Source organism: Streptomyces sp. NPDC126510 (assembly GCF_040302345.1).
Classification (GTDB): domain Bacteria; phylum Actinomycetota; class Actinomycetes; order Streptomycetales; family Streptomycetaceae; genus Streptomyces.
Window position 1 is genome coordinate 290,979 of sequence record NZ_JBEORR010000009.1, and the last position, 18,809, is coordinate 309,787.

The window sequence follows — 18,809 nt, forward strand, 5'->3', positions numbered from 1 at the left end:
GTCAGTTCACTGCCAGCCGTTGACCGGCTTGCACAGCCGGTTGACGGGCGGCAGTACGTGGTCGCCCGTGTGCTTCTTGCAGAACCTCTCGAGCGCCCGCCCCACCGGGTCGTGCGAAGCGTTTGTTTGCGTTGACGCCGACAGCACGGGCCGCTGCTCCGCGGTGGCACCGGCTGTGCCCGTCGACCCCCAGCCCACGGCCGCGGACACGGCCAGGACGACGATCGACCTGACACGAACCGAATGACGCCTGGACTGCGCGTTCACTTGCTTCCCCCTTGACCTGACGGGTCGTTCTGACGAGGAAACGATGCCATCGCAACAGCAGCGTCGGGCCTGTTGCCCATGTCAGCTTCCTGCACCGGGGTCGGCACTTTCCTGTCGCGCCGCTGCCCTGGCCCCGGCACTTTCGGCGCACCCTGCCCAGAGCGTCGACGGTGGGTCCGAACCGAACTGGGCGTACGACGAAGCCCCGGTTCGGATCGTCTCCGGACCGGGGCTCTTGTCGTTGCGGGGCCGGCTCAGCCGGTGGTCAGCATCCCCGACCGCAGCCGTGCCACCGTGCGGGAGATCAGCCGGGAGACGTGCATCTGCGAGATGCCGAGCCGGGCGCCGATCTCCGCCTGGGTCAGCTCCTCCACGAAGCGCAGGTGGAGGATGAGGCGCTGGCGTTCGTCGAGTTCGGCGACCAGGGGGGCCAGGGCGTGGAAGTCCTCGACGAGTTCGAGGGCCGGGTCCTCCTCGCCGATGAACTCCGACAGCGTCGTCTCGCTCTCGTCCGGGTCGCCGGTGACCGTCGCGTCGAGGGAGGAGGACAGGTAGCCGTTGGCCGCGATCTGGGCCTCGACGACCTGCTCCTCCGACAGGTTCATCAGGGCGGCCAGTTCGGCCACCTTCGGGGCGCGGCCGAGGCGGGAGGCCAGTTCCTCGGTGGCCTTGGCGAGCTCCGTACGGGCTTCCTGCAGGCGGCGCGGCACATGGACGGCCCAGGACGTGTCACGGAAGAACCGCTTGATCTCGCCGATGATGTACGGCACCGCGAAGCTGGTGAACTGCACCTCGCGGGAGACCTCGAACCGGTCGATGGCCTTGATCAGCCCGATGACGCCGACCTGGACGACGTCCTCCATCGACTGGCCGCTGCTGCGGAACCGCCGGGCGGCGAAGCGCACCAGCGACATGTTCATCTCAATGAGCGTGTTGCGGGCGTACTGGTATTCGGACGTGCCCTCTTCGAGCACGGCGAGCCGGCCGAGGAACTGTCCGGTCAGCTCGCGCGCGTCCTGCGGGGCGAGCTTCTGGGGCTCGGCGATCTGCGGCAGCTCGTCACCGGTGTAGGTGGCGGAATCCGTCGTCGTGCCGATGCGCATGGTCGCCGTCACGGGCCCTCCCTGTCAGTCCGGCCCGCTCCGATCCCCCGACAGGCCACCTCCAGCGCCGCTACCCGCCCTCGCCGCGGTCATGCCCGGCATATGCCCCGGCGAGACGTTGACCACAGTCGGCGCAGGTCGAGGCGGTGGCGGGGTACCCGGACCTGTGCTGCGACGGTACGGGCAGGGAGGGTGGGCGGTGGGGTGCGCGAGAGAAGACCAAGGGGTTCGCGGAGCGGACAGTTGCCGTTTGACAACTATAGGTGGAGAGCAACAGCCTAGGCATGCCGAACGTGCGCGGGGAAGAGACCGGAAGGGAAGACTCCGTGCGGCGGCGCGTACGTCAGGCAGTTTGGGCACCGGACGAGCTGGAGTCCTCGGAGTCGTCGTGTATCTGGGCCGCCGCCGCGTCGCAGAACGCCTCCAGCCCCCGCAGCAGCGCGACCCGCATCGCCGCGGGCATCTGATCGAGCACCGCGCCCAGCGCCTGCTCCCGGCGCACCCGCAGGTCGGCCAGGAAAGCCCGGCCCCGGCCGCTGAGGTGCAGGCGGACCTCGCGCCGGTCGGCCGGACTCACCTCGCGCTCGACGAACCCGGCCGCCTGCAGCCGGTCGCACAGCCGGCTGGTCGAGGGCGGTGTGGAAGCGAGGGAGTCGGCGAGCGTGCGCAGGTTGATGCCCTCGTGGTGTTCGAGGATGAGCAGCACCCGCAGCTGGGACGCGGAGGCCGGCGCGGTCGAGGCCCGGCCCCAGAGGACTTCCAGCAACTCCGCGGCCGTCGAGGTCACACGGGCGACCTCTGTCGGCTCAGGGCGGGGTCGGAGGGAAGTCACAGTCACACTCTCGCAGGCACCGGGATGGCCGTCAGCGTACTAGTGCCGCGGCAGACGGCTTCTGCCCGGAGGGACGAACGGTGCCCGTCGCGGCATCGGGCGTGAAGTGAACCGCCCGGGACCCGCACCCCCGGCCCGTGGACAAGGACCGATTTTCCGAGGACGCGTCGGCGTCCTCCCGAGGATGGTGAACAACCCCGTGAACACGATCACGAGCAGATTCGTGGCCGCCGAGCGCGCCCTGCGCACGGCGGCACCCCATCAACTGCTGGACGCGGTCCGTCGTGTACTGACCGATCAGTACACGGCGGACTCCGTCGAGCTTTTCCTGGCCGACTACGGACTGACGGTGCTTCAGCCGGTGTCCGTGCTGCCGCACACCCTCCAGCCGGTGTCCGTGCACAACAGCCCGGCGGGCCGGGCCTTCGGCGCGCAGGAGCCGTACGTGGAAACCCTCGCGGACGGCCTCGTCCGGGCACATCTGCCGGTCACCGTGCGCGGCGACCGCCTCGGGGTGCTGACCGTGACCCTGCCGGGCGCGGAGCACGGCGAGGGCCGCTTGGACGAGCTGGCCGAGATCGCCCAAGTGCTCGGGCACGAGGTCGTCGTGGCCGAGCGGGACACCGACCTGTATCTGCAGGCGCGTCGCCGGGACCGGCTGACGCTGGCCGCCGAGATGCAGTGGCAGCTGCTGCCGGGCCGCTCCTGCGCCCGTCCCGAGTACGAACTGGGCGCACAGCTGGAGCCGGCGTACGCGATCTTCGGCGACAACTTCGACTGGTCCGCCTCCGCCGACCGGCTCAGCCTCTACGTCACCAACGGCATGGGCGAGGGCATAGAGGCCTCCCTGCTGACGGCCCTGGCGATCAACGCCCTGCGCAACGCGCGCCGGGCCGGGCTGTCCATCGACGACCAGGCGGCCCTGGCCGACCAGGCGGTGTACGCGCACTACCGGGGCCGCTGCTACCTCTCGGTGCTGATGCTCGACTTCGACCTGGCCACCGGCCGGGTCCGGGCGGTGGACGCCGGGTCGCCGCAGATGCTGCGGCTGCGCCGGGGCGCGGTGGAGCGGGTGCCCTTCGACGCCCAGCTGCCGCTCGGCATGTTCGAGGAGACCGACTACGTGATCCAGGAGTTCCGGGTCGAGCCGGGCGACCGGCTGGTCTTCGTCAGCGACGGGGTCTACGACGTCGCCTCCCCGGGCGGTGAGACCTACGGGGACGCCGCCCTGGCCCGGGCGATCCAGGCCACCCGGCTGCTGCCGGCCACCGAGGTGCCCCGGGCCCTGCTGCGCGAACTGCCGGGCCACCGCGGCGCGTCCACCCCCGCCGACGACGCCCTCGTGGTGTGTCTGGACTGGCGTGGGCGATAAGGGACGGGGCAGGCGCAGGTCGGGGGCGGCAGTGAGCAGTTGTTTGGTGGTGCCGCACGCCGGCACTAATGTTTGTCATACGGCAAGTAATGGCTGAGGCGCCGTCGCGCGACCTCGGTCCGGCCCGTGCAAGGGAGCGATGCAAGTGTCGGTGTCGGAAGAGAACGCGGAAACTGAGCCGACCGTATACCAGGTGAGTGCCTTCCTGGAGCGGCGTCGGGAGCAGATCGCCCAACGGTGGGCTGACGCCGCGCTGTTCCGCACGGTCTTCACCGTGTCCCGGGACGAGGCGGTGGAGGCGGGCAGGGCCGTGACCGCGGCGCTGGCGGCGGTGGCCGCCTCCGGGCGGGTGGACGACATCCGGGCGTCCGGTTTCGAGGCCGTGCGCGACCAGCTGGGGCGGATGGCCGCCTCCCGCGCCCGTACGGGCATCGACCCGGACGGGGTCGCCAACGAGGTGGCCGCGCTGCGCGAACCGGTGACCGAGCTGCTGCGCGCCGAGTTCCCGGAGCCCTACGCCCCCGAGGCGCAGGAAGCCGTGGTGGCGCTGACGGTGCTCATGGGCACGCTGCGCCTGGTCGTGCTGGAGACGACGGTCAGCGCGGGCGAGGAACTGATCGCCCGGCAGCGCGAGCAGCTGCACGAGGTGGCCACCCCGGTGATCAAGCTCTGGGAGAGCACCGTCGCCGTACCGCTGATCGGCACCCTGGACAGCGCGCGCAGCCAGGTGGTCATGGAGAGTCTGCTGGACGCGATCGTCGCCGAGCGCGCCCGGTACGCCATCCTCGACATCACCGGCGTGCCCACGGTCGACTCGCTGGTCGCCCAGCACCTGATGAAGACCGTGGCGGCGGCGCGGCTGATGGGCGCCGAGTGCATCGTCTCCGGCATCCGGCCCGCGATCGCGCAGACCATCGTCCACCTGGGCATCGACCTCGGCACGGTGCTCACCCGTTCCAGCCTGGAGGACGCGCTCGCCTACGCGCTCAGCCAGCAGGGGGTCGAGATCGCACCGCTGAGGGCGGCCGGCGCGGCGGCGGACGCGGGCACGCGGTGACCGGCTTCGCGGGACACGGGCCGGTGGGCGGGCACGGCTTCACCGTGCCGGTCCTCCAGCTGGGCGATGTCCTGCTGGTCACCCTCCAGGGGGAGTTGCACGACGGGATGGCCGAGCAACTCCAGCAGGACATCACGGCCCGGATCTCGGACAGCCGGGTGACCGGGGTGGTGATCGACATCTCCGGTGTGGAGATCGTCGACTCCTTCCTGGGCCGGGTCCTTGCCGAGATCGCCGCCGGAGCCAAGCTGCTGGCGGCCCGTACGGTACTGGCCGGGATGCGCCCGGCGGTCGCGATCACCCTGGTCGAGCTGGGGCTCACGCTGCCCGGCCTGCGGACGGCCCTGGACGTCGAACGCGCGATGGAGATACTCGGCGTGTCCACGCGCCGGGGCGAGGGGAGTCCATGATGCAGGCTTCCCGCCATGCCGGTCCGGCCAGCCTGCCGATCGGCTCGGACGCCGATCTGGCGTGGGTTCGCCAGCAGGTCCGGCAGGCCGCCGCCGAGCTCGGCTTCGGGCTCGTGCAGCAGACCAAGCTCGTCACCGCGGCGAGCGAGCTGGCCCGCAACACCCTCGTGCACGGCGGTGGCGGCCATGTGGAGCTCACCCCGCTGGACGCCGGTTCGTCGCGGGGGCTGCGGCTTGCCTTCGTCGACACCGGGCCCGGCATCCGCGACCTGGACCAAGCGCTCACCGACGGCTACACCAGCGGCGGCGGGCTCGGGCTCGGGCTGAGCGGGGCCAAGCGGCTGGTGCAGGAGTTCGAGGTGGACAGCCGGCCCGGTGAGGGGACGACCGTCACCGTCACCGCCTGGGCCACCGTCGTGGCGCCCGCCCGGACGGTGCCGTGATGAGCAGGGTCTGGGACATGCCGGTCGAGGACGACTCGACGCGGGTCCGGGACGTGCGGGTGGCGGCCGAGGAGGCCAGTGCCTGCGCCGGCCTGCCCCCGAACCGCACCGCGACCGCCGCGCTCGTGGCGACGGAGCTGGCGACCAACCTGCTGCGGCACGCGGAGGGCGGGCGGGTGCTGATCAACCTCGTCGAGCGGGCGCACGACGACGGCCCCCGGACGGCCGTGCAGCTCGTCTCGCTCGACCACGGACCCGGTATCCCGGACGTCGCGGCGGCGATGCGCGACGGCTACACCACGACCGTCGCCGCCTCGCTCGGAGCCGGGCTCGGGACGTGCCGGCGCATAGCGAACGACTTCGACCTGCACAGCGCGCCGGGCCGAGGCACGGTCGTGATGGCCCGGATCGGCCACGAGCCGGCCGTCCGCAACCAGGGGCCGCCCCCGCCGGGTCCGCGCGCCGGGGGTGTCAACGTCCCCCTGGGCCGGGCCGAGCAGTCCGGGGACGCCTGGGGCCGGGTGCGCTCCGGTGACCGTCTGACCCTGCTGCTCGCCGACGGGCTCGGTCACGGGGCGAAGGCCGCCGAGGCCTCCACCGCGGCGGTGAGGGAACTGCGCGGTCTGGCGGAGCTGCCGCCGGCCGAGATCCTGCGCCGGCTGGGCCGGACCTTGCGCCCCACCCGGGGCGCGGCTGTCGCCGTGGCCCAACTGGATGTACGGGAGGCGCGGTTGAGCTTCGCCGGGATCGGCAACGTCGGTGCCCGGCTGCGGACCGACGGCGCGTGGAAGCCGCTGCTGTCCCACCCCGGCATCGTGGGCGCACAGGCCCCGGCGTCCGTGCCCGTGCAGGAGGTGCCCTGGCACGCGGACAGTCTGCTGGTGCTGCACAGCGACGGCCTGCCCAGCCGCTGGACGCCGCCCGACGACGGCGTACTGCCCGGCTGCGACCCGGCGGTGGCGGCCGCGGTGGTGCTCCGGGACGCGGGAAGCGCGGCCCGCCCGGTCCGGGACGACACCTGCGTGGCGGTCCTCACCGCAGGCGGCGTGAGCCGCCACGGCTCGGGGGCCTGAGGGCGTTGCGGTGAAGCGCCGGCACGGCTCAGAGGTCTGAACGGGTTGCGGCGAACCGCCGGTTGCATGTGCCGGGACAGTTCGGGGGCCCGCCGGTGTTCCGGTGTCGGCGAGCGGTGCGGCTGCACTGCCAGGGCTCACCGGTGGCCTGTGAAGCTCGCCGTCCGACGCTTCCCGGCACTCACTCTGCCCCGTCGACGCCCGGTACCACCGTGTCCCGCGCTGCCAGGAACCCTCGCAACCCCCTGCTCAGCGCCGACCGTTCGGCCGGTTCCATCGCCGCCAGGGCTGTGGCCAGGGCTTGGGTGCGGCGGTCGGCGACATCGCACAGGACGTGCTGCCCGTGTGATGTGAGCCACAGTTGTACTTCGCGGCGGGAGTCGGGGTGCGGGGCCCGCTCCAGGAGGCCCGCTGCCGCCAGGCGGTCGCAGAGGCGGCTGGTCGTGGGGAGGCCGATGTCCAGGCCGTCCGCGAGGGCCGTCAGGTTCAGGCCGGGCGCCGCCTGCACGGTGCGCAGTGCCCGCAACTGGTGCGGTGACAGGCGTAGGGACGCCTCCTGGGCGGCGATCGACCACAGCTCCGCCAGACTCTCCACGGCATCGGCGATCCGCGCTGCGACGGCCTCCGGGCCCTCGCCCGGTCCCTTCCCCCGGTGGTTATTGCCGGGGCCGCCGAGATCGGTCACGAACGGTCACTTCCAAAAAGCTCCGGGTATTGATGAGGTCACCCTCTTGCAAAGGCTGTACCCGAGGAAGCGAGGGACAAGCAGTCCGGTTCCGTGCCCGGCCGGACCGGTGACCGTTCAGCCGGCGTTGAGCTCCGCCAGCGCGGCGAGCGGCAGTGTGTGCTGGGTCTGGAGGACTTTCGCCCGCAGGTAGCGGACGTTGTGGGCGGTGGTGAAGACGCCCGTGGGAATCCGCTCGCGGACGGCGACCCCCAGGCCTCGCAACTGGGCCGCCTTGTCGGGGTTGTTGGAGAGCAGGTCCAGTTCGCCGATGCCCAGGGCCCGGAGCATCTGGGCCGCCGCCGTGTAGTCACGGGCGTCCTCCGGCAGCCCCAGCGCCGCGTTCGCCTCGTACGTGTCGAGCCCCTGGTCCTGCAGGGCGTACGCGTCGAGCTTGTTGTAGAGGCCGATGCCGCGGCCCTCCTGGCGGAGGTAGAGCAGCACTCCGCCGCGCTCGGCGATGCTCTCGACAGCCTCCCGCAGCTGCGGGCCGCAGTCGCAGCGGGCGGAACCGAACACGTCCCCGGTCAGGCACTCGGAGTGCAGCCGCACCAGCGGGACCGGGCCGGGCTCGCCGAGGACCACGGCCACGTGCTCCTGGCCGTCGGCCAGCCCGTGGAAGGTGACGAGCTCGGCGTCCGCCTCGTAGCCGTCGTGGAAACGCAGCGGGACCCGGACGCGGGAGCGCGGGGTGGCGATGACGGCGGGGGTGTCGGGCATGCGGGGCCTCCGGGTTCCGTTTCCTGTTCGGCTGCACAGCCGTCTGCTTCAGATTTGAAGCAGATCCACGATCGGAACCCTACTCGTGCTTTAAATTTGAAGCAACGGCAATCCGGCCTTGTGTGACGCTCGTCACGAACAGGCCGTCGACGACCTCCGCCGCCACGGCACCTCGTCCGCCGCCGCCCGCGCCCCGTCCTCCTGGAGGCCCTGTGCGATCGCCGCGGAGATCTCCTCCAGCTGGCCCACCTGCTCCTCGCTGAGCCGGTCGAACAGAGAGCTCCGCACGGTCGCGACATGCCCGGGCGCCGCGCGCTCCAGCACGGCGAAACCCTCGTCGGTCAGCGCCGCGATGCTGCCCCGCTTGTCGTACCTGCAGGCCTCGCGCCGCAGCATGCCGTCCTTCTCCAGCCGTGTGACCGCGTACGTCAGCCGGCTGCGCGTGATCTTCAGCCGCTCCGCGAGATCGGTCATGCGCAGTCGCCGCTCGGGGGACTCCGACAGGACGGACAGGATGGAGTAATAAAGGTGCGGCATGCCGGCGTCCTGCTGGAGCTGCCGGTCGATCGCGTCCTCCAGGAGCAGCGAGGCGGCCATGTAGGCGCGCCAGGCGCGCTGCTCCTCGGGGGTGAGCCAGCGAGTCGTCATGCCGCCAGTGTAGGTTTGTTTCAAACTTGAACCAAGCCCTGTCCCGTCCAGCCGTCCCGACCAGCCGCGGAGCGTCGATGCCTCACCCGTACGTCCTGCTGTCCGCCGCCGTCTCCCTCGACGGCTACTTGGACGACACCGGGCCCGACCGCCTGCTCCTGTCCAGCCCGGCCGACTTCGTCCGGGTCGACGAGGTGCGGGCCTCCGTCGACGCGATCCTGATCGGCGCCGGCACCATCCGTGCCGACAACCCGCGCCTGCTGGTGAACTCGGAACAGCGCCGGTCCGCCCGCACGGCCGCGGGCAAGCCCGAGTACCCCCTCAAGGTCACCGTCAGTGGATCCGGCGACCTCGACCCGGACGCCCGTTTCTGGCACACCGGCGGCGACAAGGTCCTCTACACGACCGACCGGGGAGCCGAACGCGCCCGTGCCCTGGGTCTCGCCACCGACGTGGTCCCGCTCGGCACCGAGCTGGACTGGCGTCGGCTGCTGACACACCTGCACGACGTCCGGGGCGTGGAACGGCTCATGGTCGAGGGTGGCGGCCTGATCCACACCCAGCTCCTCACCCAGGGTCTCGCCGACGAACTCCAGCTGGTCCTCGCCCCGCTCTTCGTGGGCGACCCCCGGGCGCCCCGCCTCTTCGGCCCCGGCGGCTACCAGGGCGGCCGGCTCCGGCTGCTGGAGTCACGGCGGATCGAGGACGTCGTCCTGATGCGCTACGAGCCGACCGCCCCGGGCGCCGGCTCCCTGCCCGCCGCCGCCGACCACCACTGGCTGGCCCGCGCCTGTGAACTGGCCGAGCGCTGTCCGCCGTCGGACACGGCGTTCAGCGTGGGTGCGGTCGTGGTGGCCGCCGACGGCACGGAACTGGCCCGCGGCCACTCCCGCGAGGGAGGCGACCCGGTGGTGCACGCGGAGGAGGCGGCCCTCGCGAAGCTCGATCCGGCCGATCCGCGCCTGCCCGGCGCGACGGTGTACAGCAGCCTGGAGCCGTGCGCCCGCCGTGCCTCCCGCCCCGCACCCTGCGCCCGGCTGATCCTCGACGCGGGGGTCCGGCGGGTCGTCACGGCCTGGCGCGAGCCGGACACCTTCGTGACGGACGCCGACGGCAGCGGCCTCCTGGCGGCTCAGGGGGTGGAGGTCCTCGTCCTCCCGGAGTACGAGGAGCAGGCCAAGGCCCCGAACCGCCACCTGCTGCGCTGAGCGCGGGCCGGACCGGCGGGTGTGTGCGAGCGGTCCCGCGGATGGCGTACACTGGTGACACAACGACGCGGGGTGGAGCAGCTCGGTAGCTCGCTGGGCTCATAACCCAGAGGTCGCAGGTTCAAATCCTGTCCCCGCTACTGAAGGCCGAGGGCCGGAATCCGAAAGGATTCCGGCCCTCGGTGCATGTGCCGGTACGTCATTACGGTCGGTGAGCGAACCACCCCGTTCCGCATAACAACTGACACATCGTCAATACTCGTCAGTCACTTGCGGGGCGGTCAACTCGCCCGTTTTAAGCCGGTCATGGCAGGTAAGTCCGCGCGAAAAAGGTTAATGATCAAGTGGAATCGCTGGAATACCCCTCGCGCCTCCATTAACGTTCGATAACGCAGCGCGGTCGTCCCAGCCGTCACAGAAGGCGGCTCCGTGCGCACGCGCCGAATCCCGAAAGGGAACCGGGGAACCACCACTTGGGGTGAATCGGGCGTACACCACCGTGCGAGCACGGCCGGTATACGCGCGTAGGAGACCTTCCTGCTCCGAACCCGTCAGCTAACCCGGTAGGCGAGAAGGAAGGAAAGGAGTACGCCCACGTGGCGTCCAACCGGCCTGCCCCCACGGCCCCGTACGCGCCGAAGCGCGACACCGACACCTTCGGCTACGGCGGTCAGCGCACCGACGAGGGCCCGTTCCAGGAGTGGAACCCCACCGAGGAGTCCATCCGTCCCGTCCGCGGCCGGCATCGCGTCACCAAGCAGCGCGGCGGAGGCCTCGCCCGCAGCTCCACCGTCCTGGGCGTCGGCGTCATAGCCGCCGTGGGTGCCGGCGGCATGGCCAGTGCCCAGACCGGCAAGCCCCCGGTGTCCATCTCCGTGCCGGACCTGCCCTCTGTGGGTTCCCTCATCTCGGACGACGACACCCCCGAAGGTTCCGCCACCCCGCTCAGCAGCCTCGGCACCGCCACCGCGGACACCGCGAAGGGCACGTCCGGCGCCCGCGCCGGCGCCGGTGACGCGCTGCGTGCCCGGATCATGGCGCAGGTCGAGCACCAGCAGGAACAGATCGAGACCAAGGCCGCCGAGGACGCCGCTGCCGCCGCCGAGAAGGCGGCCAAGGACGCGGTCGCCAAGGCGGAGCAGGAAGCCAAGGCCAAGGCCGCCGAAGCCAAGAAGAAGGCGGAGGAGGAGGCCGAGAAGAAGGCCGAGGCCGAGCGCCTGGCCGCCCTCGCCAAGCAGTTCACGCTGCCGACCTCCTCGTACACCATCACCTCCAGCTTCGGCCAGGCCGGTGCCTACTGGTCCTCCGGCTACCACACCGGCCTCGACTTCGCCGCTCCGACCGGCACGCCGATCAAGGCCGTGCACAGCGGCACCATCACCGAAGCGGGGTGGAACGGCTCGTACGGCTACAAGACCGTCCTCACCCTCGATGACGGCACCGAGATCTGGTACGCGCACCAGTCCTCCATCGGCGTCAGCGTCGGCCAGAAGGTCGGCACCGGCGACGTGATCGGCCGCGTGGGCGCCACCGGCAACGTCACCGGGGCGCACCTGCACCTCGAAGTCCACTCCGGCGGATCCGCGAGCGGCATCGACCCGATGGCGTGGCTGCGGGGCAAGGGACTGAACCCGTAAGCGGTACGCACGCGTTGACACACCGGCGGCCCTGACGACGACCCCTCGACGTCAGGGCCGCCGGCTTTCCGGTGCGGTGTTTACGGGAGTTTTGCGTCCGTTGCGGAATGAGGTGTTCCTGTACGGTCGTTGAAACCCGACATGACTTCTCTTCGCAAGCTCGGCTCATCCGACCTCGAGGTCTTCCCCCTCGCCCTCGGCGGCAACGTCTTCGGCTGGACGGCCGACGAGGACCAGTCGTTCGCCGTCCTCGACGCCTACACCGCCGCCGGCGGCAACTTCGTCGACACCGCCGACGTCTACTCGGCGTGGGTGGACGGCAACCGGGGCGGGGAGTCCGAGACCATCCTCGGCAAGTGGCTCGACGCGCGCGGCAACCGCTCCGATGTCGTCGTCGCCACGAAGGTCAGCCAGCACCCCGACTTCCAGGGGCTGTCCGCCGCCAACATCAAGGCCGCCGCCGACGCCTCCCTGCGCCGTCTGCGCACTGATTACATCGACCTCTACTACACGCACTTCGATCAGCCCGACGTGCCCGTCGAGGAGATCATCGGCGCGCTGGACGAGCTCGTGAGGGCCGGCAAGGTGCGGCACATCGCCGCCTCCAACATCTCCGCCGAACGGCTGCGGGCGTCCCTGGAGTTCTCCGACCGCGAGGGGCTCGCCCGGTACGTGGCCCTCCAGCCGCACTACAACCTGGTCTCCCGCGAGACCTACGAGGGCGAGCTCCAGGACCTCGCCGAGCGCAGCGGCCTCGCGGCCGTTCCGTACTACGCGCTCGCGTCCGGCTTCCTCACGGGCAAGTACCGGCCCGGTACGACGGTCGAGAGCGCCCGGGCGGGCGGTGCCGCCAAGCATCTGGAGACCGAGCGGGGGCGGCGGGTTCTCGACGCCCTCGACGAGATCGCCGGGGTCCACGACGTTCCCGTCGCCACCGTGGCCCTCGCCTGGCTCGCCGCCCAGCCGACCGTCGCGGCGCCGATCGCCTCCGCACGGACGGTGGAGCAGCTGCCGGCTCTGGTCGGCGTGGGGCAGCTGACGCTCTCGGACACCGAGGTCGAGCGGCTCACCCGGGCATCGGCCTGAGCGTGCTCCAGGGGCCGAGGTTCGAGTGGCTCGCTGGGGCCTCGGCCTGAGCGGGCCCTAGGAGCGGTACGGGTTGTACGCGGGGTACGGCGCCGGCTGGTGGCCGTACCCGTACACCCCGTACACCGGCCAGGGCGGGGCCACCACCGGGACCGGTGGGGCAGTGATCCGCGCCGCGTGGTCCAGTGCCGGGCGGGACACCTCCCGGCGCCGCCACAGTTCGCCGAGCAGTTCCCGCTCCCGCACGGCGAAGTCCGCCCGGGCGTTGCCCCGCCGGGCCCGGTGCCGCAGGAACGCCAGGGACGTCGCGTACGCCTCGTACCGCGCCACCTCCCGGGCCGCCGCCCTGCCCGCGTGCCGCCGGGCGTACTGGCGGGCGATCCGCCGGGCCCGCATCGAGCCGAGCGCGTACGGCTCGGCCGGGGTCAGCCAGCCGGCCACGGCGTAGGCGGGCAGCTCCGCCCGTACGGTCTTCAGCTCCCGCTGTCGCGTCCAGATCACCAGCCACGTCAGCAGCCCGAAGATCGGCACCATGAAGGCCGCGTACACGGCGAAGAACCCGTACTCGCCGAACGCCGAGGAGCCGTTCCACATCGCGTGCATGCCCATCGCGAGCAGCAGCCCGCCCAGCGGGAAGGCGAAGCGGCGCAGGTGCCGGCGGTCCGCCGAGAGCGCGGCGATGCCGAAGCCGATGCCGGTGAGGACCGTGAACAGCGGATGTGCGAACGGCGACATGATGATCCGCACGAAGAAGGTCGCCGCCGTGACGGAGGCGATGCCGGTGCCGCCGGTGAGCTGGTCGGTGCCGAACGCGGTGCCCAGATAGAGGATGTTCTCCGTGAAGGCGAAGCCGGTTGCGGTCACACCGGCGATGACGACTCCGTCGACGATGCCGGTGAAGTCGCGGCGCCGGAAGAGGAAGACCAGGAGGACGGCCGCCGCCTTGGCCGACTCCTCGACCACCGGCGCTATCACGGTCGCGCCGAGGGTGTCCGCACTGGACGGGTCCGCCGTGGCCGTCGCTATCCATCTCGTCGCGAAACTGTTGGCGACGATCGCTATCAGTGCCGCCGCGCAGGCGCCCCAGGCGAAGCAGAACACCAGGTTCCGCCAGGGGCCGGGTTCGACCCGGTCCAGCCAGCGGAACGCGGCGATCAGCAGGGGCACCGGCAGGACGGCCAGCCCCAGCCCGACCAGGAACCCCTCCGTGCCGGTCTCCTCGCGGACCAGGGCGAGGATGACCAGGCCGGATATCGCGAGGAGCGTGCTCAGGGCGCCGTAGCGCACCCAGGCGCGCTGCCACCAGTGGGCGTGCCGCAGGGAGCCGGCCATGCCTGGGCCGGTGAAGGGGACGCCGTCGGTGGGACCGCTCGGGTACGACGGATGAGGGGGGCTGGTGGCCACGGAATTGACCCTAACGACGGATGGGCGCTGTCCGCAGGCGCGGGAAAGATGCCAGGGGTGGTCAGGCGCCGGCGGGGGGCTGCTCCACGTGCTGTACGCGGCGGAACAGGAGGTCGTTCACGACATGTCCCTTGTCCAGTCCCTGGCCCTCGAAACGGGTCAGCGGACGGAAGTCGGGACGCGGCGCGAAACCACCGCCCGCCTGAGTGTTCTCGAAGGCGGGGTGCGCCGTGAGGACGTCGAGCATCTGCTCGGCGTACGGCTCCCAGTCGGTGGCGCAGTGGACGAGTGCGCCGGGGCGGAGCCGGGTGGCGGCGAGGGTGAGGAAGTCGGGCTGGATGATCCTGCGCTTGTGGTGCCGCTTCTTGGGCCAGGGGTCGGGGAAGTAGACGCGGAGACCGCCGAGGGAGTCGGGGGCGAGCATCTCGCGCAGGAGGATGATCGCGTCGCCGTTGCCGACCCGGATGTTGGACAGGCCGCTGCGGTCGGAGAGGCTGAGCAGGTTGCCCTGGCCGGGGGTGTGGACGTCGACGGCGAGGATGTTCGTGGCGGGGTCGGCGGCGGCCATCCGGGCGGTGGCCTCGCCCATGCCGAAGCCGATCTCCAGGACGACGGGATTGTCGTTGCCGAACAGCTCGGGCAGGTCGAGGGTCCGGCTGCCGTCGATGTCGAGGCCCCACTTGGGCCACAGGCGCTGCAGCGCGTCCGCCTGACCGGCGGTGACACGGCTGCGGCGGGGCTGGAAACTCCGGATGCGCCGCTCGAAGTGCGAACCGGCGGGGTCGGCCTTCGGTCCGTCGGGGAAGCGCGGCTCTCCCTTGGCCCGGGTGCGGCGGACGGAGACGCCGGGGGTGTGCGGGTGCGGGTTCGGGGCTTCGGGGGTGTTCGCGGAGTCAGACACAGTGCCTCTGATTTTACGGCTGCGGGGGCTTCGCCTGTCGCTGGGTGGTGGGTCGGGGCCGCGAACGGGGGGTGTCCGTCCTCGGAACGTCGCGATGGGCTCGGACGCCGACTGACTCTTCGTTGACGCGACAACCGCTGCGGGCGACACCGCCGACACGGCCCCTTCTCGCTGTACGCGGGTGCGGGCGCGTCTCCGCTCAGCCTGCGGGCAGTCGTGCCGCTGGGGCGGCACGGGTGGGCGCAGGCGGCACCTCGTGGCGCCGAGGTGCGCACCCACCCGGCCTCAGCCACAACCCCGAGCACCCGTGAAGCTCACAGTGCGCTCAATGCCCTCCGGGCCACCTCCCGGCCGATCGGCAAGGACGCGGTGGCTGCGGGAGACGGTGCGTTCAGGACGTGCACCGTGCGAGGGCCCTCGCGGATCAGGAAGTCGTCCACCAAGGTTCCGTCGCGGAGGACCGCCTGTGCGCGCACGCCCGCCGCCGTCGGCACCAGGTCGTCCTCGGTCACCCCGGGCAGCAGCCTGCCCACCGCCTGTGTGAACGCCCTCTTGGACAGGGACCGCCGCAGTTCACCCGCCCCGTAACGCCAGTGCCGGCGGGCGATCTGCCAGGAGCCGGGCCAGCTCAGGGTCGAGCCCAGTTCGCGCAGGCTCACGGTGCCCCAGCCGTATCCCTCGCGGGCCAGGGCCGGGACCGCGTTAGGCCCGACGTGCACTCCTCCGTCGATGCCCCGGGTGAGATGCACCCCGAGGAACGGGAACGCCGGATCGGGCACGGGGTAGACCAGGCCGCGCACCAGCTCGGGCCGGGCCAGCTCGTAGTACTCGCCCCGGAACGGCACGATCCGCATCTCCGGGTCGTCCCCGGTGAGCCGGGCGATCTCGTCGCACCGCAGCCCCGCGCAGTTCACCAGGACCCGCCCGCGTACGACGTCCCCCGCGGCCGTGAGCACGGCGACTCCCCGCTCGGGGCGCCGGTCGACGCGTACGACCCGGGTGCCGTAGCGGATCTCCGCGCCCGAGCCGTGGGCCAGCTGGCGGGCGACCGCGACGAAGTCGCAGATGCCGGTCGTGCCGACGTGTATCGCTGCGAGCCCGCGCACCTCGGGCTCGTACTCCTCGATCTGGGCCGCGCCCAGCTCCCGCACCGGGATCCCGTTGTTCCGGCCGCGCTGCACGAGCGCGTGCAGGCGGGGGAGCTCCGAGCGGTCGGTGGCGACGATCAGCTTGCCGGTGACCGCGTGCGGGATGCCGTACTCGGCGCAGAACTTCACCATCTCCGCCGCGCCCCGCACCGCGTAGCGGGCCTTGAGGGAGCCGGGGCGGTAGTAGACGCCGCTGTGGATGACGCCGCTGTTGCGGCCGGTCTGGTGGCGGGCGGGGCCCGGTTCCTTCTCCAGGACGGTGACACGTGTGCCCGGTGCGGCGCGGGTGATCGCGTACGCCGTCGACAGACCGACGATGCCGCCGCCGATCACCAGCACGTCACAGTCGTACGCCGTCCGCATCTGCACCACCTCCCGCTACCGATAGTGCACTGCGCCACTGACAGCGGCTTCAAACGCCCCGAGCGCCATCGCCTCCAGGGGCGCGGGGAACTGCGCGATCAGCCAAGGCCGACCCGCAGGCACAAGATCACAGCACCCCGGCACCCGGTCAGGCGGGAGCCACCAGCAGCGGTCGGGCACGCTCACGGAGCTCCACCACCCGCGGCTCGTCGCCGTACGGCTCCAGCCGGTGCAGGAGGTCCTTCACGTACTCGGTGGTGCGGGCCGAGGAGATCCGCCCGGCGACCTCCACCGCCCGCACGCCCTGCTCGCACGCCGCGTCGAGGTTCCCCGACTCCAGTTCGGCGACCGCGGAGACGACCAGGCGCAGGCCGTGCGAGCGGACGAACTCCTCCGTGGGCTTCGACAGGGCCTGCTCGGTGAAGCGGCGGACCTGGCGGGGGGCCTTGAGGTCGCGGTAGCACTCGGCCGCGTCGGCGGCGAAACGGTCGTAGGAGTAGAAGCCGAGCCAGCTGGGGTCGTTGTCGCCGGGGCGGGCGCGCTCCAGCCAGCTCTCGGCCGCCTTCAGGGCGCCGCCGGCCGCCTGGGCGTCGTTCGCGCGGGCGTGCGCGCGTGCCTCGACGAGGCGGAAGAAGCTCATGGTGCGGGCCGTCGCCAGCCCGCGGTTGCGCTCCAGGGCGGCCTGGGCGAGGTCCACGCCCTCGTCGCCGAAGCCGCGGTAGGTGGCCTGGAGGGACATGGTGGCCAGCACGTAGCCCCCGAGGGGGACGTCCGCCGCCGCCCGGGCCAGGCGCAGGGCCTGGATGTAGTAGCGCTGGGCCGCTTCCTGCTGGCCCGTGTCGAAGGCCATCCAGCCCGCCAGGCGGGTGAGTTCGGCGGAGGCGCCGAAGAGGGCTCGGCCGACCTCGTCGGAGTACGAGCCGAGCAGCAGGGGGGCCGCCTCCACCCTTAAGCACTCGGGGACCATCGACGAACGCCAGTCACCACCGCCGTACTTGGAGTCCCAGCGCCGGGCGTCCTCGGCGGCCTCGCGCAGCTTCTGCACATCGCTGTGGCCGACTTTGAGCGGTGCGCCGGAACCCTCGCCGGGGCTCACGTCACGCGCGACCGAACTGTCGGCCGGGGTTATCAGCCATCGTGAGGCGGGCGTTGCGTATGCGCTCACCGCGAACGATCCCGCCAGCGACTGCCAGATGCCGCCGGAGCCGGCCCGGCGGCCGGCGAGGTCGAGGCGGTACAGGTCGGTCGCGGAGCGCACCGCCTGTCCGACGTCCCGCGGGAAGGCGAGGCCGACCTCGGGTGCGGGGTCCGCGTCCGCCAGGCCGATCTCGTGCAGGGGCACGGGGCGGCCGAGTTTCTGGCCGATGGCGGCGGCGATGAGGTGCGGGGCGGCACCCTGCGGCACCATGCCCTTCGACACCCAGCGCGCCACCGACGTCTTGTCATAGCGAAGCGTCAGGCCGCGCTGGGCGCCAAGATCGTTGACGCGCCGCGCGAGGCCCGCGTTGGAGATTCCCGCGAGGGCGAGAACGGTGCCGAGTTTTTCGTTCGGCCCGCGTTGCTCCCTGGACATGGCCACCCCTCGACACAGACGGCTGCCGCACTGGCATAACCACGCGGCATTCGTAAACCCAGCGTAGTTCGCCGCATCCCAAGCGTTAAGGGGCATTGTTCCGGTTGGCGGGATTGTGGTCCGTACTGAAGTACGGTTCAGATACGGGCTGTTGCGACGTGCTCCCACTGTGTGGCCGTGCGCCCGCCCGTGCGCTCTTCTCCGGCCATCACGGGGGCGGTTCCATGGTCATTGCGTGGGTCGGCCCGCTGTACTGGATCCAGTGGGCTGGGGGACACCGCCGCCTACATCCCCGCGGGCGGCGGAACGGTCCGGGAGGCGTGCTCCGTCTCCCGGACTGCGCGACCGGGTGGCAGGGTGCCGCGCCTGTACGGAGAGTGTTCGAGACTGTCGGCGTGGCAGCGATTTGGCCGAAAATCGCCCCCGCCGGTCGTGGGCTATCAGGGCTCCGACCATGGCACTTGAGGGCGCGTCGGGCGTGATTAGGGCGCGTTTCGGGGGCGCATTCGCGTCGCAGTACTACCGCAGACATGTCGCTGGCGTGCCTTGATTCTTCGCCGCCCCTTCGTTCTGCTTCGCTTCTTCCGGTGCCGCGTTCGTCTTGTGCGGGTGCCGCGTTCGTCTTCTTCCGGTGGCTCGTCGGCCGTGTTCTCCGACGGGCATTCCGCCCGGATCTTCTTGTGGGGTGCGGGTGTTCGGGGTGTCGGCGACCGTGCGGGTGGCTCCGCCGGGGCGCATTCGGCGGAGCGCAAGCGGCGTCGGCACCCTCTGGAACGCTTCCTTCATGGCAGCATGGTGAACCGGTTCGTACGGTGCACTGGTTGTCCACAGCCTGTGGAG

Annotated in this window: 18 protein-coding genes, 1 tRNA gene and 1 riboswitch; of the genes, 9 read left to right on the forward strand and 10 right to left on the reverse strand. The window is 71.6% G+C overall.

Annotated elements, in window-relative coordinates; all coding sequences use genetic code 11:
• Positions 1 to 6: 6 nt before the first annotated feature.
• The 3 genes from ABTX60_RS15540 to ABTX60_RS15550 all read right to left on the reverse strand — a co-directional run bounded on the left by ABTX60_RS15540 (position 7) and on the right by ABTX60_RS15550 (position 2,208).
• A complete protein-coding gene (locus ABTX60_RS15540) occupies positions 7 to 267 on the reverse strand; it encodes a hypothetical protein (RefSeq protein WP_352097550.1) in 261 nt (86 codons plus the stop codon).
• Positions 268 to 521: 254 nt separating this feature from the next.
• Positions 522 to 1,370, reverse strand: coding sequence for an RNA polymerase sigma factor SigF (locus ABTX60_RS15545; protein ID WP_352097589.1), 849 nt, complete (start codon positions 1,368 to 1,370; stop codon positions 522 to 524).
• Between the two features lie 343 nt (positions 1,371 to 1,713).
• Positions 1,714 to 2,208 (reverse strand): MarR family transcriptional regulator, encoded by a 495-nt coding sequence (locus ABTX60_RS15550; protein WP_352097551.1) that lies wholly within the window; start codon positions 2,206 to 2,208, stop codon positions 1,714 to 1,716.
• Positions 2,209 to 2,386: 178 nt separating this feature from the next.
• Between ABTX60_RS15550 and ABTX60_RS15555 the strand changes: the two genes are divergently transcribed.
• From ABTX60_RS15555 to ABTX60_RS15575, 5 genes are all read left to right on the forward strand, one after another.
• Positions 2,387 to 3,574 carry a PP2C family protein-serine/threonine phosphatase gene (locus ABTX60_RS15555; protein WP_502992321.1) on the forward strand — a complete coding sequence of 396 codons (1,188 nt, stop codon included), beginning with the start codon at positions 2,387 to 2,389 and terminating at the stop codon, positions 3,572 to 3,574.
• A 145-nt stretch (positions 3,575 to 3,719) separates the two neighbouring features.
• Positions 3,720 to 4,631 carry an STAS domain-containing protein gene (locus ABTX60_RS15560; RefSeq protein WP_502992322.1) on the forward strand — a complete coding sequence of 304 codons (912 nt, stop codon included), beginning with the start codon at positions 3,720 to 3,722 and terminating at the stop codon, positions 4,629 to 4,631.
• Complete coding sequence (locus ABTX60_RS15565; RefSeq protein ID WP_352097554.1) at positions 4,628 to 5,041, forward strand: STAS domain-containing protein; 414 nt, start codon at positions 4,628 to 4,630, stop codon at positions 5,039 to 5,041. The genes ABTX60_RS15560 and ABTX60_RS15565 overlap by 4 nt, the downstream gene beginning before the upstream one ends.
• On the forward strand, positions 5,041 to 5,484 hold the full coding sequence (locus ABTX60_RS15570) for an anti-sigma regulatory factor (protein ID WP_352097590.1): 444 nt from the start codon (positions 5,041 to 5,043) through the stop codon (positions 5,482 to 5,484). The genes ABTX60_RS15565 and ABTX60_RS15570 overlap by 1 nt, the downstream gene beginning before the upstream one ends.
• Positions 5,484 to 6,557 (forward strand): SpoIIE family protein phosphatase, encoded by a 1,074-nt coding sequence (locus tag ABTX60_RS15575; protein ID WP_352097555.1) that lies wholly within the window; start codon positions 5,484 to 5,486, stop codon positions 6,555 to 6,557. The genes ABTX60_RS15570 and ABTX60_RS15575 overlap by 1 nt, the downstream gene beginning before the upstream one ends.
• A 181-nt stretch (positions 6,558 to 6,738) precedes the next feature.
• On the opposite strand, the gene ABTX60_RS15580 is transcribed toward ABTX60_RS15575, so the two are convergent.
• The 3 genes from ABTX60_RS15580 to ABTX60_RS15590 form a co-directional block, all read right to left on the reverse strand.
• Positions 6,739 to 7,242 (reverse strand): MarR family winged helix-turn-helix transcriptional regulator, encoded by a 504-nt coding sequence (locus ABTX60_RS15580; RefSeq protein ID WP_352097556.1) that lies wholly within the window; start codon positions 7,240 to 7,242, stop codon positions 6,739 to 6,741.
• A gap of 117 nt (positions 7,243 to 7,359) precedes the next feature.
• A complete protein-coding gene (locus ABTX60_RS15585; RefSeq protein WP_352097557.1) occupies positions 7,360 to 8,001 on the reverse strand; it encodes a GTP cyclohydrolase II in 642 nt (213 codons plus the stop codon).
• Positions 8,002 to 8,133: 132 nt separating this feature from the next.
• Complete coding sequence (locus ABTX60_RS15590; protein WP_352097558.1) at positions 8,134 to 8,649, reverse strand: MarR family winged helix-turn-helix transcriptional regulator; 516 nt, start codon at positions 8,647 to 8,649, stop codon at positions 8,134 to 8,136.
• Between the two features lie 77 nt (positions 8,650 to 8,726).
• On the opposite strand from ABTX60_RS15590, the gene ABTX60_RS15595 reads away from it, so the two are divergent.
• From ABTX60_RS15595 to ABTX60_RS15610, 4 genes are all read left to right on the forward strand, one after another.
• A complete protein-coding gene (locus ABTX60_RS15595) occupies positions 8,727 to 9,857 on the forward strand; it encodes a dihydrofolate reductase family protein (protein ID WP_352097559.1) in 1,131 nt (376 codons plus the stop codon).
• Between the two features lie 66 nt (positions 9,858 to 9,923).
• Positions 9,924 to 9,997 (forward strand) — tRNA-Met (locus ABTX60_RS15600).
• Between the two features lie 288 nt (positions 9,998 to 10,285).
• Positions 10,286 to 10,442: riboswitch (cyclic di-AMP (ydaO/yuaA leader) on the forward strand.
• A gap of 11 nt (positions 10,443 to 10,453) precedes the next feature.
• On the forward strand, positions 10,454 to 11,494 hold the full coding sequence (locus ABTX60_RS15605; RefSeq protein WP_352097560.1) for a M23 family metallopeptidase: 1,041 nt from the start codon (positions 10,454 to 10,456) through the stop codon (positions 11,492 to 11,494).
• Positions 11,495 to 11,635: 141 nt separating this feature from the next.
• Entirely contained in the window at positions 11,636 to 12,580 is a 945-nt protein-coding gene (locus tag ABTX60_RS15610) for an aldo/keto reductase (protein ID WP_352097561.1), read from the forward strand.
• Positions 12,581 to 12,637: 57 nt separating this feature from the next.
• Here the strand turns inward: ABTX60_RS15610 and ABTX60_RS15615 are convergent, their stop codons facing one another.
• From ABTX60_RS15615 to ABTX60_RS15630, 4 genes are all read right to left on the reverse strand, one after another.
• Complete coding sequence (locus ABTX60_RS15615) at positions 12,638 to 13,984, reverse strand: PrsW family intramembrane metalloprotease (RefSeq protein ID WP_352097562.1); 1,347 nt, start codon at positions 13,982 to 13,984, stop codon at positions 12,638 to 12,640.
• Between the two features lie 61 nt (positions 13,985 to 14,045).
• On the reverse strand, positions 14,046 to 14,885 hold the full coding sequence (gene trmB / locus ABTX60_RS15620; RefSeq protein ID WP_352097563.1) for a tRNA (guanosine(46)-N7)-methyltransferase TrmB: 840 nt from the start codon (positions 14,883 to 14,885) through the stop codon (positions 14,046 to 14,048).
• A gap of 314 nt (positions 14,886 to 15,199) precedes the next feature.
• A complete protein-coding gene (gene lhgD / locus ABTX60_RS15625; RefSeq protein ID WP_352097564.1) occupies positions 15,200 to 16,396 on the reverse strand; it encodes an L-2-hydroxyglutarate dehydrogenase in 1,197 nt (398 codons plus the stop codon).
• Positions 16,397 to 16,544: 148 nt separating this feature from the next.
• Positions 16,545 to 17,969: an NsdA family TPR-like regulatory protein gene (locus ABTX60_RS15630; RefSeq protein ID WP_352097565.1), complete on the reverse strand. Its 1,425-nt coding sequence runs from the start codon at positions 17,967 to 17,969 to the stop codon at positions 16,545 to 16,547.
• Between the last annotated feature and the right edge of the window lie 840 nt (positions 17,970 to 18,809).